At 69.8% G+C, this 14,513-nt stretch carries 14 protein-coding genes; 3 read left to right on the forward strand and 11 right to left on the reverse strand.

Going from position 1 to position 14,513, the window contains the following annotated elements; translation table 11 throughout:
* Positions 1 to 59 precede the first annotated feature (59 nt).
* Together JNUCC0626_RS39750 and JNUCC0626_RS39755 are read right to left on the reverse strand one after the other, a co-directional pair.
* Positions 60 to 983 (reverse strand): LCP family protein, encoded by a 924-nt coding sequence (locus JNUCC0626_RS39750; RefSeq protein ID WP_394615808.1) that lies wholly within the window; start codon positions 981 to 983, stop codon positions 60 to 62.
* A complete protein-coding gene (locus tag JNUCC0626_RS39755) occupies positions 980 to 1,486 on the reverse strand; it encodes a SigE family RNA polymerase sigma factor (RefSeq protein WP_394615809.1) in 507 nt (168 codons plus the stop codon). Before JNUCC0626_RS39755 ends, JNUCC0626_RS39750 begins: the two co-directional genes overlap by 4 nt.
* Before the next feature lie 162 nt (positions 1,487 to 1,648).
* Here JNUCC0626_RS39755 and JNUCC0626_RS39760 point away from each other — a divergent pair, with 162 nt between their 5' ends.
* On the forward strand, positions 1,649 to 3,262 hold the full coding sequence (locus JNUCC0626_RS39760; protein ID WP_394615810.1) for a ricin-type beta-trefoil lectin domain protein: 1,614 nt from the start codon (positions 1,649 to 1,651) through the stop codon (positions 3,260 to 3,262).
* Here the strand turns inward: JNUCC0626_RS39760 and JNUCC0626_RS39765 are convergent.
* The 4 genes from JNUCC0626_RS39765 to JNUCC0626_RS39780 all read right to left on the reverse strand — a co-directional run bounded on the left by JNUCC0626_RS39765 (position 3,259) and on the right by JNUCC0626_RS39780 (position 8,715).
* Positions 3,259 to 4,062 (reverse strand): SAM-dependent methyltransferase, encoded by an 804-nt coding sequence (locus JNUCC0626_RS39765; protein ID WP_394615811.1) that lies wholly within the window; start codon positions 4,060 to 4,062, stop codon positions 3,259 to 3,261. The two genes, JNUCC0626_RS39760 and JNUCC0626_RS39765, sit on opposite strands and share 4 nt — an antisense overlap.
* 57 nt (positions 4,063 to 4,119) lie before the next feature.
* Positions 4,120 to 5,133, reverse strand: coding sequence for a hypothetical protein (locus JNUCC0626_RS39770; RefSeq protein ID WP_394615812.1), 1,014 nt, complete (start codon positions 5,131 to 5,133; stop codon positions 4,120 to 4,122).
* Positions 5,126 to 5,596 (reverse strand): RNA polymerase sigma factor, encoded by a 471-nt coding sequence (locus JNUCC0626_RS39775; RefSeq protein ID WP_394615813.1) that lies wholly within the window; start codon positions 5,594 to 5,596, stop codon positions 5,126 to 5,128. The genes JNUCC0626_RS39770 and JNUCC0626_RS39775 overlap by 8 nt, the downstream gene beginning before the upstream one ends.
* Positions 5,597 to 5,706: 110 nt before the next feature.
* Entirely contained in the window at positions 5,707 to 8,715 is a 3,009-nt protein-coding gene (locus JNUCC0626_RS39780) for a TIR domain-containing protein (protein ID WP_394615814.1), read from the reverse strand.
* A 287-nt stretch (positions 8,716 to 9,002) separates the two neighbouring features.
* On the opposite strand from JNUCC0626_RS39780, the gene JNUCC0626_RS39785 reads away from it, so the two are divergent.
* The gene (locus tag JNUCC0626_RS39785; RefSeq protein WP_394615815.1) at positions 9,003 to 9,473 is read left to right on the forward strand and encodes a DUF4262 domain-containing protein; all 471 of its coding nucleotides are present in this window, start codon (positions 9,003 to 9,005) and stop codon (positions 9,471 to 9,473) included.
* On the opposite strand, the gene JNUCC0626_RS39790 is transcribed toward JNUCC0626_RS39785, so the two are convergent.
* Positions 9,462 to 10,415: a helix-turn-helix transcriptional regulator gene (locus JNUCC0626_RS39790; protein ID WP_394615816.1), complete on the reverse strand. Its 954-nt coding sequence runs from the start codon at positions 10,413 to 10,415 to the stop codon at positions 9,462 to 9,464. The genes JNUCC0626_RS39785 and JNUCC0626_RS39790 overlap by 12 nt on opposite strands.
* Positions 10,416 to 10,505: 90 nt before the next feature.
* On the opposite strand from JNUCC0626_RS39790, the gene JNUCC0626_RS39795 reads away from it, so the two are divergent.
* Complete coding sequence (locus JNUCC0626_RS39795; RefSeq protein WP_394615817.1) at positions 10,506 to 10,979, forward strand: VOC family protein; 474 nt, start codon at positions 10,506 to 10,508, stop codon at positions 10,977 to 10,979.
* Here the strand turns inward: JNUCC0626_RS39795 and JNUCC0626_RS39800 are convergent.
* Genes JNUCC0626_RS39800 through JNUCC0626_RS39815 form a run of 4 tightly spaced genes read right to left on the reverse strand, consistent with a single transcriptional unit; the run spans position 10,963 to position 14,475 of the window.
* Positions 10,963 to 11,349 (reverse strand): hypothetical protein, encoded by a 387-nt coding sequence (locus tag JNUCC0626_RS39800; protein ID WP_394615818.1) that lies wholly within the window; start codon positions 11,347 to 11,349, stop codon positions 10,963 to 10,965. The genes JNUCC0626_RS39795 and JNUCC0626_RS39800 overlap by 17 nt on opposite strands.
* Positions 11,349 to 12,716 (reverse strand): NAD(P)/FAD-dependent oxidoreductase, encoded by a 1,368-nt coding sequence (locus JNUCC0626_RS39805; protein ID WP_394615819.1) that lies wholly within the window; start codon positions 12,714 to 12,716, stop codon positions 11,349 to 11,351. Before JNUCC0626_RS39805 ends, JNUCC0626_RS39800 begins: the two co-directional genes overlap by 1 nt.
* On the reverse strand, positions 12,717 to 13,931 hold the full coding sequence (locus tag JNUCC0626_RS39810; protein ID WP_394615820.1) for an MAB_1171c family putative transporter: 1,215 nt from the start codon (positions 13,929 to 13,931) through the stop codon (positions 12,717 to 12,719).
* On the reverse strand, positions 13,918 to 14,475 hold the full coding sequence (locus JNUCC0626_RS39815; RefSeq protein WP_394615821.1) for a hypothetical protein: 558 nt from the start codon (positions 14,473 to 14,475) through the stop codon (positions 13,918 to 13,920). The genes JNUCC0626_RS39810 and JNUCC0626_RS39815 overlap by 14 nt, the downstream gene beginning before the upstream one ends.
* Positions 14,476 to 14,513 lie beyond the last annotated feature (38 nt).

Genomic DNA, 14,513 nt, shown 5'->3' on the forward strand with positions numbered 1-14,513 from the left:
GCTACATGCAGGTCATCGGCTGCGCAGAAGGGCGACTTGATGCTCCATCCGAGTGATCGTCAGTCGACGCAGCCGTCCTGCACGGGTGCCGCGCCGCCGAACTGCTTCTCGACGAACTGCCTCGCTTGAGCCGGTTCGACCGCGTATCCGTAGGTGCTGTCGCGCGCGACCGACTCGGCCACCGGCAGCGTCGCCGTCCGGATCTTCACCGGTCCCTGGAACCGCGCCGCGAACCCGACCACGTCGAAGCCCTCGTCGACCTGGATCGTCTCCTTGACCTGCTGGGCCATCATCAGCGCCTTGTCGCCGCCGAGTTTCGCGGCGAGCCCGGCGAGGAAGGCCTGCTGCCGCTTCACCCGGTCCAGGTCGCCGTTGGGCAGGCCCTGCCGTTGCCGCAGGAACGCGAGTGCCTGGTCGCCGGAGATCTGCTGCTTGCCGGCGGGCAGGTCGACGCCGCTGTACTGGTCCTTCACCGGTGCCTTCAGACACACCTCGACACCGCCCACGGCAGCCGCGACCTGGCCGAACGCGGTCATGTTGATCGCCGCCCAGTGGTCGATCCTCGCCCCGGTCAGCTGCTCGACGGCGTCGGTGAGCTTGCGCGGGTCCCGCATGTACAGGCTGTTGAACCGGTCGGCGCTCGACCCCACGAACATGTCGCGCGGCAGTGAGACGAGCGTGGCCGACCCGTCGCCCTCGACGCGGGCGAGCACGAGCGAGTCCGCGTGGTGCCACCCGTCGGTGCCGATGACCAGCACGTTCTGCGGTTCCGGAGTGCTCGCGGCCGGCGCCGCGTCGGTCTTCTTGATCGTCGTCGGGATGATGACGGCGGCCGCGGCGGCTGCGGCCGTCAGCGTGGCGACGCCGATGATCAGTCCGAGCGGCTTGCGCTTCTTGGCTTTGTGCAGGTTCGCGAGCACCGTCCGGGAGTCGACGCGCTCCCCGGCCTCGGCCTCGATGGCCTGACGGATCAGGTCGTTCATGCTTGCACCCCCAGGGTGGCGGATCGGGCGAGTTCGTGGGTGCGCAACGTCTGGAGCGCACGAGAGAGTTGGCTGCGCACGGTCGATTCCGTGCACCCGAGCACCTGTGCGATCTCCGCGTCGGAACAGTCCTCGTAGAACCTGAGCACCAACGCCGCACGTTGCTTGCGCGGCAGCACGGCGATCCGCGCGCGCATGGCGTCACGTTCAGCGTGTGCGTCGGCCGGATCGGCCATCGACGGCACGTGCTGCGCGAGCTCCGCGCGTTCGACGGCTATCTCCCTCGCGGCCTTGCGACGGCGCCACGACAGGTAGTCGTTGGTCACCATGCGCTTCACGTAGAGGTAGGGCGCGTCCATCGCCCCGATGCGTTCCCACTTGCCCTGCGCGCGCATGAGCACGTTCTGCACGATGTCCTGCGCCAGATGTTTGTCGCAGGTGATGGCCGTGGCGTACCCCAACAGCCGGTCCAGCCGATCAGCGACGAACTGGTCGAACCCCACGCCGCCCCCTTCTCGTTCGCGGTCGCTTGCGGAGTGGGAAACCCCGCCCGCGCCCCGATCCGCTGCATCGACTTCTGTGGCCCGGCTCACCGATGTCTCGGTTCGGACGGATTTCGGCATGAATCCTTTTCATGTTCACGTCCATGAGCGAGCCTTCACCCCATGCGCATCATCCCTGCACTCGCGCTGTTGTCGCTGCTGCTCGTCCCGGTGGACGCAGCCGCCGCCCCCAACGGCGACTACTACCTGCAAAGCGCCGTGACCGGCCAGAACGCGGCCGTCTCCGGCACCGCCGTCCAGCAACACCGCCCCAAGGGCAACGAGGACCGCCAGCAGTTCTCGTGGAACGGCAGCACCCTCTCCGAAGGCGGCCAGTGCCTCGGCCGCACCGGCGACACCGCCCAGATGATCAGCTGCTCGAGCCCCGACGCCCGATGGGTCGGCCAACTCGACGACCAGGACAGATACCGCTTCAAGGACCCCGGCGCCGACCGCTACCTGATCGCCTCCGGCACCGACCAGGTCCGCGTCGGCACCGGCAACGACACCTGGTACCTCACCCCGGTCAACCCGGTCCGCGTCCCCGTCCCGGCCGATCCGCGCCTGGACCAGATGACGTTCCTGACCTCCCACAACGCCTACGCGAACGGCGTCGACGGCGGCTTCATGTTCGCCAACATCGCCCCGAACCAGTCGCGCGGCATCGTGCAGCAGCTCAACGACGGCGTCCGCGGCTTCATGCTCGACATCCACCAAACCCCTGATGGCGCCATCCTCTGCCACAACAGCTGCACGGCCGTCATCAAGCCCGTCGCGCTGAACGTCGACATCCAGCGCATCGTCGACTTCCTGAAGTCCCGCCCCACCGAGGTCGTCACTGTCTTCCTGGAGGACTACGTCTCCGCCGACGTCCTGCGGTCCGAGCTCGCACGGGTCAACGGCCTCAACGACGTCCTCTTCCGAGCCGAGGGCGTCCGCGAGAACGGCTGGCCGACGTTGTCCCAGATGAGGGCAACGGGCAAGCGCTTGCTCATCTTCACCGACCACGGCCGGGACGGCCGCGAGAACTCAGGCGTCCTCTACCAGAAGGACTGGACCGTCGAGAACTACTGGTCCATGGGCGCAGGAGTGGGCGGCTCCGACTGGTCCTGTTACTCCCGGTGGGGCGAGAAGCCGCTCACCGCAACGGATACCAACTTCCGCCCGCTCTTCGTGATGAACCACTTCCGCGACGTCCCGATGGAGAACACCGTCGCCACCGACAACTCCAAGGCCGTCAACCGAGCCCAGCGCTTCTGCGAACCGGCGGCCCGCAAGACCCCGAACTACCTGGCCGTCGACTTCTACCACCGCAACACCCCGGCCCTGCCCGCCGAACGCCTCCCGTCCGGCACCGGCGCCGTCGAACTGGCCGCCAACCCCGCTCTCTGCCTGGACAACAACGCCGGCGGCACCGCCAACGGCAACCCGGTCCAGACCTGGACGTGCAACAACTCCTACGCCCAACGCTGGCGAGTGGTCGCCGACGGCACCATCGCCATCTCCGGCAAGTGCCTCGACGTCAGCAACAGCGGCACCACCAACGGCACGATCGTCCAGCTCTGGGACTGCAACGGCACGGGCGCGCAGCAGTGGCGCGTGCGGGCCGACGGCTCCGTGCAGAACCCGCAGTCGGGCCTGTGCCTGGACAACCCGAACGCCTCCACGACGCCGGGCACCCGGCTGAACATCTGGACCTGCAACGGAACCGCGGCGCAGGCCTGGAAGTTCCGCTAGGACTTGCGGCCGATGCCCACGTAGACGTCGGCCGGACCACCTTCTCCGGCCGGGCCGAGTTCCGGGTGCCACTGCGGCGCCGAGACGACGCCCGGCTGGAGGACGTCCAGGCCGGCGAACATGGGCTCGAACTCCGTGAGGGAGCGGAAGTACATCGGGTCGCGGCTGTGCTGCATGGCGTCAACGACGGCGCCCATCTCCTGCGGCTTGAAGTCGGCTGTGAGGTGGGAGAGGGCGATGAGGCTGCCGGGCGGCATGGCGTCGCGGTAGCGGGCCACGACGTCGGCCGGGCCCTTCTCGTCGGAGACGAAGTGCAGGACGGCGACCATGAGCAGGCCCACCGGCTTGGTGAAGTCGATCAGGTCCTTGACGACCGGGTCGGACAGGACGTCGTCCGGGCGGCACATGTCGGCTTGGACGACGCCTGCGTTGTCGTTGTCCTCCAGGATGAGTTGGCTGTGGGAGACGGCCACTTCGTCGTAGTCGACGTACACGACCCGTGCGTCCGGGTTTTCCTGTTGCACGATTTCGTGGACGTTGCCGACGGTGGGGATTCCCGATCCGAGGTCGAGGAACTGGGTGATGCCCTGGTCCATCATCAGGAGGACGGCTCGGCGCATGAACGAGCGGTTCGACGAGGCGATGGCGCGGCCGTCGCGCAGGACGTGCAGCACCTTTTCGCCGACCATGCGGTCGGCGGCGAAGTTGTGGCCACCTCCGAGCAGGAAGTCGTAGACGCGTGCCGCGCTGGGCACGTCCGTGTTGATTCCTGCGGGCACCCATGCGAACGGCTCGGCCATGTCGACGAACCTACTCGCATGTGCGCAGGCGTGTATCGGCCCGGATTGGGTGAAGGATCAGGAAAGCTGTTCTGCCAGTGCCGTTGCGCCTGATGCGCGGGCTTCTGCCGCCAGCCAGGTCAGCTGGTCGTCGGCGCGGGCCGACCGCAGATTCCTGCCCGCATCGACTGCCTGGGCGGCGAATTCGGTGGCTCGCTCGAGATTGCCGAGGGCGAGGTGGTTGCGGGCCAGGGCGGTCAGGGTCAGGGTTCGGGCGCGGCCTTCGCCGTACGTACCCAGCTTTGTCGTCAGTGACGTGATGGCGGTGGGCGGGTCGTCCAGCGTGCGGCGGTCCGCCCAGGCGTTGTGTGCCGCGACCAGTCCCAGTTGGAACGCTCGGTGGGCGTCGTTGGGTGCGTTGTGGTGCAGGAACATTCGGCCCACGAGGGTGAGGACGGAGGCGATCAGCGCCTCGTTCTCGGCCTGGCGGGCGAGGGTCAGGGCGTGCGCGAAGTGGGGCAGGGCGGTACCGGGCAGGCCGCTGTCGAACGCCGTCCAGCCCGCCAGTTCGCAGACCTCGGCCACGGCGGTCCACGTGGGAGGGTCGCCGACGACGATCATCGGTTCGATCTCGGCCAGGTGTGCCAGAACCGCGCTGTGGCAGGCGAATCCGCCGTAGCGTTCGTCCAGGACGCGCAACGCCCTGGTGCGCGCGGTGATGGTGTCGACCGGTACCCGAACGGACGGCACGCCGGACGGGACCCAGTCGAACGTGGGCGCGCCGACCATGATCCGGGCCGCGTGCTCCAGGAAGCGTTGTCGTGCGGCCGTGTTCTCCTCGGCCAGGTCCGCCGCCTCGGGGAAGCCGTCAGCGACGGCTTGACGGCACCAGTGACGAGCCTCGGGTTCCTGCCCGAGCGCGAACAGCACGCGTGCCAAGCGCACCGCGCCGTCGCCCAGGCGTTGGTCGGCGGCCACCCGGAAGTGCACGGCCGCGTCCCGCAGGCGTCCGGCCCGTTCGGCCTCGGTGCCCAGGTGGTACTGGCGTTCGACGGCCTCGTCGAGTTCGAAGTCGTCCAGCAGCTCACTCATCACTGCCTCCGAGGATGCGCCGCAGCTCGGCCCGGCCGCGGGTGAGGTGCGTGCGCACGGTGGACTCGCCGACGGTCAGCACGGCGGCGATCTCGCTGACCGAGTAGCCGAGCAGGTGGTGCAACGCCACGGTCTCGCGATGCCGGGGCGAGAGTTCGCGCAACGCGGCGTGCAGCGCCTCGGCCTCGCCAGAAGGCTCCGGAACGTCCGGCAGCTCGGCGACCGGTGTTTCGCGGTCGCGCTGCTGCCACCGCCTCATCAGCCGTATCGCGACTTTGAGCACCCAGGCCTCGGGCTTGTCGTACGCGTGGATGTCGTGCCATCGGTGCCGTGCGATCACCATCGCGTCCTGTGCGATGTCCTCGACCACGCGCGAATCACCGCTCAGGGCCGTCAACGTCCGCGTCACCACGGGCAGGCACTTCCGGAAGAACTCGGTGAAGCCCTGGTCCGGTGTGCTCAACAGCCTTCCCTTCAGCGCCCGCCTGCGTCGTTCACCGCCGTGAGGCGACCTTCACCGATGACAGGCGTTGAAGGCGTCAAAAGCTGAGTGCGGTCGACCAATTCACCCGATCAGGGGAGCAGGTGGCGGAAGGCGGCGACCAGCAGCATTCGTTGCTGGTCGACGTCCAAGCCCTCGTCGGTCTCCTTGTCCTGCTTGAACGACTCGACGCGGACGGCGATGTCCACGACGTCGGAGGCGAGCTCCACAGTGGACTCGTCGGCCGCGATCGGTTCGTTCTGCTGGTACAGCTCGTAGGTGAAGCGCATGCCGATCGTGCCGTCGAACGTGATCTGCTCGGTCGGCAGCTGCAGCGCCTCGAACACCGACCGGTACAGCGCTGATCCGGTGAGGTGCAACGGGGTCATGACGATGTGCGTGGTGCCGAGGTCGTGGCTGCGCACGGAGATCGCGACCGTCGGGCCGTCCGGCGTCGGCGGGACCGGTTGCGGGAACACGGGAAGCTCGGACTTGCGGTCGGCCCGCCAGGTCGCGACCAGGCGGTCGGCCGCGTCCACCAGGTCGATGTGCTTGCGCGGCGCGAGCAGCGGCGGCAGCGGTTCCTCGTCCAGCCGCACGATGAACAGGAACGCGCGGCGCCGCGTCATCTCCAGGTTGAACGCCGCCGTCCAGTCCGCCGCGATCCACTCGCGGTGCGGGGTGTTCTCCGACCACAGCAGCACGTAGTAGTCCGACGTCGCCAGCGCCTCGTCGATCGCGGCGGTCGCGGTGTCGCCTGCCTCGGCCTCGTTCTCGTCCAGGTACGCGTTGACGTTGCGGGCCTCCAGTTCGGCGCGGAGCTTCTCGGCGTGGCCGCGGTCCTTCCCGGCGAACGACAGGAACACCTTGGGGCGGGTTTCGAGCGGCACGGGGTCTCCGTCCTTCCTGAGTCTTCTGCGCAGCGGGCCCGCTGAGGTCTGAACGCCCGCGTCGCCGTGCAGGGACCAGCAGGCCCAATCAGCCGGGTGCCGGTCGGCGACTTCCTTCAGCGCGTGCTGCAGAGCGAGGTCTCTCGGGAACTTGGCCAGGTGGTGGTCGAACGCGTCGAGCATCTTGCGTTGCGCGTCGGCCGCCGGTTGCCAGCGGGCGGCCAGGACCGACGACGTGCCGGCGGTGATGGTCGCGTGGGCGAAGCCGATGTCGGCGGCGCCGAGCACGACCGTGCCGAACGCGCTGAAGTCCAGCTCCGCCAACGCTTCGGCGGACATCTGTTCGTCGGTGAACTGGAGCCACGACAGGTCGGGGTTCATGCGGTCGTGCATGCCGTGGGCGTTGATGCGCACGCGCTGGCAGCGGCGTTCGTCCAGAACTCGTTGCAGCTCTTCGGCTTTCCCGACGATCTCGGCCTGATCGCCGCGCTGCCCGCGCGCACGGCGGTGCAACGGGCGCAGCGCCGACAGGTTCGGCAGGCTGGACAACGCGAGGAGCCGGCCGAGGTGCGTGCCGGCGACCGGCAGGCCCGTCAGCGGAACGTCCGCGAGCAGGCCGTCCGCCACGACGACGACCCTGGTCGCGTTGGGCGGCAGGGCTTTGACGACCTCGTCGAGTGCGATCTCGCGGCTGAGCTCCTGGAGCAGCGCGCTGAGGATCGCCGGGTCGTAGCGGGGTTTCCAGGCCTTGATGCGGCGGATCGTGTCGGTGAGGTCGCCGATGTGGACGTCGGTCGTGAAGTGCGTGATCCGGCGGCCCTTGATCAGCACGTGGTGCAGCTGGTCCGGGGTCGCGTGCATCAGCCACACGGCCTGGTCGTTGGCGAGATGCCTGGTGGCGCGGGCGAGCCAGCGCCGTGCGGCCTTCAGTTCGACGAACCCCGGCAGGTCGCGGTGGTCGGCCAGCGCCGTGCCCCGTGCGGCCTCGACGGCGACCACCAGGCCCGGCAACGCCTTCGCGCCCTCGCGGTGGACGCGGCGGGCGGCCGCGCGCACCCGGCCGTCGCGCACGTCGGGGGCGGTGCGCAGCATCCTGAGCTTGACGCTGGAGCTGTCGCGGTGGTCGGCGACGCTCTCCTCGACCTTCCTCGACTCGGCCCAGTGCCGGGTCGCCAGGGCCTCGTGCCCCGCGTCGGCGAAGGTGTCGCCGAGCTTGCGCAGGGCGAGCGCGGTGAGTTCGGTGTGGCCCGACCTGCTGGCGACCTCGAAGTGCTTCGCGGCCTGTTCGAGTTCTCCCTGCGCGTAGGCGAGTTCGGCGGCGGTGAGGTGCCACAGCGGGGAGTTCCCCTCGCCCAGCATGCCTTCCGCCTTCAGCAGTTCGTCGTCGGCGATCAGGCGGCGCACGTGGGTGAGCCTGCGTTCCGGCCGCAACGTCTGGGTGGCGTCGGGAAGCCGGGAGATCGCGTCCGGGCCCGCCGCGGCGACCAGCAGCGGGAAGAGGCGGCGGGCCGCACCGGCCTGCCTGGTCATCACGAGCAGCACGGTCAGCTCGAACAGCACGGCGAACCGCAGCGCGGGCTCGATCTGGTAACTGGTGGCGCACCTCGTCATCAACGCCAGTGCCTCGTCGTAGCGGACCTCGCGACGCAGCGCGGTGGCCCGTTGCAGGAACTCGGCGGGACTGCTGGGCGGGGTCGTGGTGATCTTCGAGACGCGGCTGCCCCTGCGGACGTCGAGCAGGACCCGGTCCCGGCCGACGTGTTCGAGGTGTTCGGGCCGTCCGGCGCGGCGGAAGTGGCGTTCGGCGGCGTCGAACTCGCTCTCCGCGGTGGGGTAGTCGTAGCGGTCGGCGGCGGCCAGCGCGGCGACGCGGGCGAGCCTCGCCTGTTCGAGTTCGGTGAGCTTGAGCTTGCGCAGTTCGCGGACGTCCTGCTCGGCGGCGGTGTGATCCGTTGCGGCACTGCGGATCTGGGTCCGCAGGATGCGCAGGGTCGTGTCCTTGGTGCGGCCGAGGTACTCGTCGCAGCGCTGTGCGGCCTTGGACACCGCGCCGAGGTTCAGCAGGGTGGCGCAGTGGTCGTGGGCGACCAGCGGGCTGATCAGCGCGGCCCGGCGGTAGGCGAGGTCGACGCCGAGGACGTTGCCGCGCAGTGCCGCGGACCGGGCGGCCTTGACCGCGTCCGCGAGCGGGGTGCCGGGTTCGAAGTGCATTCAGGCCCCGCAGCCCCAGGCGTCCATTGTGGGCCGTGCCGCATTACCGGGTCCTATGTCGCCCATGTCTCCGTCCGATCGGGAGGACCGGCGGGTGGACACGGCCGCAGCTGCTACGGCCGCGGTGAGACGCGTTCGTTGGCGCATGCACGATCCTCCGTGCGTCGCAGATTAACGATCCAGACGGCCCACAGATCGTTTGTCCACTTTCTGTCAACGAACTGCTCAAACGATCTTGTCGGTGCTCCTCGGCACACTGGATCCACCACCGATCCGAGGAGACCGCGATGTGCTGGGACTGCGACCACCCCGCCGACCGCATGGAGGAACACCTGGCCACCCTGCGCCGCTGCATCGACGCGCGAGGGTGGGCCGTGCAAGCGATGGACCGGGACAGAGCCCATCCACCGTGGGCCTACACGGTCGGCCTGAGCCCGCACGGCCTGCCGGAGCTCGTCGTGACGGGCCTGCCCGTGCTGGAGGCGGGGCGGTTGCTCGACTCGGCGGCTGATCACGTCGTGCGCGTGTGCCTGCCGTCGCCGGGGGAGCGCTTCACCGTGTCCGGTCGGTTGTTGGAGGTCGTGCGCGTCGCACGGCCGTGGGCGCATCTGCTGGTGTCCGCGCGGTTGTACGGCGAGGGCATCGCGGCGTTGCAGCTCGTGCACGCCGATTCCGCGGGGCGTTGGCCGTGGGACCGCGCGTACTCCGGCGTGCTGGGCGGGCAGCCGGTGCTGGGGATCAGGGCCTCACCGGACTGAGCGGGTGATCCGCTCGCCCAGGCCGCGCAGGTGCGTCAGGAGTTCGTCGGGCCCGTGCACCACGAAGTCGCAGCCCAGCAGCGTCAGCCGGAACGCGAGGTAGTCGATCGTGTCCTCGACGCTGTGCCAGGTGCACGAGTCGTCGTCCACCGGGGTGATGTCGCCGGCGAAGTCCGCCAGCCGGGCCCGCGCGAGGTCCGCGGGCAGCCGCAGGGTCGCGTGCGCCCGGTAGGTGGGCGCTGAGTCGTACATCTTGCGCGTCACGAACTCCGCGGCGTCCCCGCCGGGCGGCACGCGAGGAGTGAACCGCGCCCCGGTGGCGAACGCCTCGGACACGCGGTCCAGCCGGAAGATCCGCCAGTCGTCCCGTTCCACGTCGAAGGCGAGGAGGTACCAGCGCCGGCCGAGCGCTACCAACTGAACAGGCTCCACGTGCCGCTTGGAGACCGCGCTCTCATTGGTCACGTACGCGAACCGCACCCGCTCGCGCGCGGTGGTGGCCGAGGCGATCACCGTGAGCTGCCCGGGATCGACCAGCGTGGCGAACGACGCCTCCGCTGCCGACGTGGCCTTCGTGAGCGCCGAGACCCGCCGGCCCAGCCTCGGTGGCAGCACCTGCTGCAACTTCGCCAAGGCCCGCAGCGACGCCTCGGCAATGCCCGCGACGGGCTGCCGCGCGGCCGTCCGCAACCCGACGGCGATCGCCACGGCCTCCTCGTCGTCGAGCAGCAACGGCGGCATGGCCGCACCCGCCACGAGCCGGTACCCGCCGAGCGCGCCGAGCGTCGCCTCGACGGGATACCCGAGGTCGCGCAACCGGTCGACGTCCCGCCGCACGGTCCGCCCGGTGACCCCGAGCCGCTCGGCGAGTTCGCTGCCGGGCCACTCCCGGGGCGTCTGCAACAGGGACAGCAGCCGCAACAACCGAGCCGCATCACTCATGGTCGCCAACCTAAGCACAAACTAGGACCGATCTGGTCCTACATGCGCCATACGGTCGTCCTCGAAGCACTTCTGAAGGGGAGAGACCGCATGAACGTCGTGCCCGAGGGCTACCACACCGTGACGCCGTGGCTGATCAGCCGAGGCCGCACCGCGGACCTGATCGACTTCATCGTCGAGGTCTTCGACGCCACCGACCTCGGCCGCGTCGGCGAGGCCCCGAACATCGGCCACGCCGAGGTCCGCATCGGCGACTCGGTCGTGATGCTCTTCGACAAGCCGGACTGGACCCCCACCCCGGGCTTCCTGCGCCTCTACGTGGCCGACGACGCCGAAGTCCTGCGCCGAGCGGCGAAGCTGGGCAGCAGGGTCGTCACCGAGCCCACAGAACTGTTCTGGGGCGACAGGGTCAGCCGCTTCGCCGACCCCTACGGCAACCTGTGGTGGGTGCACCAGCGGGTCGCGCAGCCGACGGAGGAGGAGATGGCCGCGCGGATGGCCGACCCGGTGTTCGTGGAAGCCATGAACTACGTGCAGAGCGCGGTGTTCACTCCGCAGACGTGACCCAGTCGCTGGTGTCCCGGTGCCGGCCGAGCCCCACGGCGTCGAACTCGTCGTGGGGCTCGCCGCCCACGGCACCGAGCCGCCGGAGGGCGAGCGAGATGGGGGAGACGTCCGGCGCCGGGTCGTCGTGCCCGCGCACCAGCGGCCCGAGCACGCGGTGGCCCTGGTCCCAGACCTCGGCCCGCTGCGTGCCCACACCACCGAAGTACTCGGCGTCCACGAGCGCGACCGGCCCGCGCGACGACCACTCCGCGGGCCGCGCCTCCTGCGGGCCGTCGGGCAGCGGCAGCAGTTCCAGGCCTTGGGCGAGCGGCACCGCGCCGTCGCCGAGCACCCCGGCCGGAGCGATCGCGGCCTGCAGGTCGTACATCAGCCGGTCACCCGCTCGCGTTCGTCCTCGGTCAGCGTGGGCTCCGGCGAAGCGGACCGGGGCCCGCGCAACGTCGCCCACAACACCTTGGGACTCAACAGGTTCGCCATCGGCGCCGACAACGTGAACGCGTCCAGGAACGCCCGCGTCACCGCCGCCTCCGTGGTGGCCGTCCGCACCAACCGGTCCACGTACCGCTGCAACACCCGCCCGGCCAGCGGCAACGGCTTCCCGACCGCCCCCGGATACAGGATGTCCTGATTGGTGGCCATGGCCCAGGCCCCGTCGACCACCTTGCCGATGCCGCGCTGGATCTGGTGCGCCGACTGCCCGGCGGCCAACCCGGCGTCCAGCACCTCGGCGCTCTGCGCCGCGATCGACATCCCGTGCCCGTAAACGGGGTTGTAGGTGGCAACGGAGTCACCCAGCGCCAGCAACCCGGCAGGCCAGTCCCGCAAGCGCTCGAAGAACATCCGCCGGTTCGCCGTGCTGTGCGACCCGTACACGGGCGACAACGGCTCGGCCTCCGCGATCAGATCGCCGACGACCGGATTGCGCACCGACCGGGCGAACGCGACGAACTCCGACTCCGAGGTCGTGGGCTCACCGCCGCGCGTGCCGGACAGCGTGACCAGCCACCGCCCCTCCTCGATGGGCAGCAACGTGGCGGTGCAGCCGGGGTGCGGGTCACGAGGATTCGCCTGCACGTTGACGATCGGGAACCCGGACACGGCCGTGGCAGGCGCACGGAAGATCCGCGTGGCATAAGCAAGACCGGAGTCGACGCTCTCCGAACGCACCTCGGGCAGCCCGAGCGAGACCAGCCAGGCGGGCAACCGCGAACCACGCCCGCAGGCGTCCAGCACCAGATCGGCTTCGAGAGTGGTCTGCGCCTGGGAGACCCGGTCCTCGACCACCACCCCGGTCACGGCGTCCGAAGACCCCAGCAGCGACACCGGTTCGGTGCCGGTCAGCACCGAGATCCGGTCGTCCCGCAACGCCTGGGAGCGCACCACCCAGTCGAGCAGACTGCGGCTGCACGACACGATGAACTGCATCTCGGGGAACCGCGGCACCCATCCCTGTGCGCTCAGCGACACCAGGTCGTTCGGCACGCCGATGCGGTGTGCGCCAGCAGAGAACAACGCGTCCAGCGTGCCGGGCAGCACCGTCTCGATCGCCCGCGCGCCACCGGACATCAGCAGGTGGGCGTGCCGGGCCTGCGGGACGCCGGAACGGGACGCGGGGCCGTCCGGCAGCTTGTCCCGCTCCACCACGGTGACCTCGTCGAAGTGCCGGGCGAGGACGGACGCCGCGAGCATGCCGGAGAGTCCGCCGCCGAGGACCACGGCGTGTGTCGGTGCCATCTAATCCATTCCCCCTGCTGCATCCACCCGTGCCGCGTCGGCGACGGCGGCGTCGACGATCGGCGAGTGCTGGTACGCCCGCGAGATCCGCACCCACCTGTCGTGTTCGGTGGCGAGGTCGGTGCCGTCGACGATCTCCGAGGCGGGACGGCGCTGCGCGGGCTTCGAACGGCCGGAGGACCCGGCGGCGCGCAGTTGGGCGGCCTCCACGACGGCGGCCACGTCGTCCTTGCTCAGCGACGCCTGCGCCGCCCGGGACGACGCGGCCTCGCCGACGTTCAGGTCGAAGTACGGCGTGAGCGCCCAGCGCCAGTCGTTCAGTTCGATGATCTGCCGCCGCACGCGGTGGTGCGGGTTGAGGAACTTGCCCGGCGCCACCAGCACGATGCCGGGGTTAACGTGCACCAGCGCGCGGTGCAACGGCCGCAACGCGAAGTAGGTGCGCCAGCGCCGCAACCACAGCGACGGCGACGGGCGGCGCGGCCCGAAGACCGGCAGCGCCATCGCGATCACCAGCGGGATCATCGACAGCGACGCCATCAACGGCGCGGTGGTGCTCAGCACGTCGAAGCTGCGCTCGCCCGCCCAGTCCATCAGCAGCACGAACAGCTTGATGACCGCGAACGCCATCGGGAACAACGCGGCCGCGCAGTACCAGCGCAGCCCGAGCCGCAGCCACGGCCGCGCGGAGATCGCCGGATCCCGCGAACCCTGCCAGCAGTGGTACGCCTGACCGCCGCAGCCGACCATCGTGGCCACGAGGTAGATGAACAGGAACACCGCGATCGTCGGCTGCGTCGCGTAGTGTGTGTCGAAGTCGATCTGGCGTTCCTCGTCCACCTCGGACTTGAAGAACAGCACGACCATCGTCGCGACGATGGTCGTGTAGCTGACGACGATCAGCCGGACCCGGTGCCACGCCTGGGCCGCCGGGTAGCGCCAGTACAGCACCAGCGCGAACGCCGCCCCCGCGAAGCACACCACGAGGCTGTAGACGAGCAGCGCGGAGAAGTTCGGGACGCCGGAGACCCAGTTGATCCAGGTGATGTTGGCCGGCGCCGCGAACAGCACGGCGAACGCCGAGAAGAACACGGTCGAGATCAACGCGACGACGCGCGGGCTGCCCCAGCTCGAACGCAGCGCGCGGATCTTGTACGCGAGGAGGAGCAGGCCGACGATGCCGCACGAGAGGTAGATCAGGTTAAAGATCGCCACGACGCACCCAGCGAGATCTTCCCTCGAGCGACTCGGCCACCCGGCGCACGTGCGCGGGCTCCTCGGTGGCGGCCGTGTCGGCCCACACCCGGTGTTCGGTCAGCCTTTCCAGCAGGTGGTCGGCGAGGTTCTCGGCCTCGCGCTCCTCGTCCTCGGTCAGCGTGGTGCGGCCGGCGATGATCTTCGCCATCCTCGGCAGCAGGTGCGGTGCGAGCCGACGCATGCCCTCGTCCCGTGTGAGCGCAACGGGTTGATGCTTCAGCAGCACGTGTGCGAACTCGTGCAGCAGCACGTGCAGACGGTGGTACCACGACGGTGAGTCGGCGCAGATGACGAGATAGGTGCCGTTCTCGAGCAACGCGGTCGCGCCGCTCAGGCAGACCGCGTTCGTGATGGCGGCGAACCGGACGTCGACGCGGCGCTCCAGCCGTTCGCTCATCAGCTCGCAGACGCGGCGGCTCGCCTCCTGGTGCGTGGCGTCGGGCGGCAGGTCGAGGTCGCGTGCGACCTCGTCGACCAGCTTGCGCAGCCTCCTGCGGTTCACCCGTCGCCTCCTCTCGATGTCGTCTGCAGCGGTCCAGG

The sequence above is a fragment of the Lentzea sp. JNUCC 0626 genome (assembly GCF_043632865.1).
GTDB lineage: Bacteria > Actinomycetota > Actinomycetes > Mycobacteriales > Pseudonocardiaceae > Lentzea.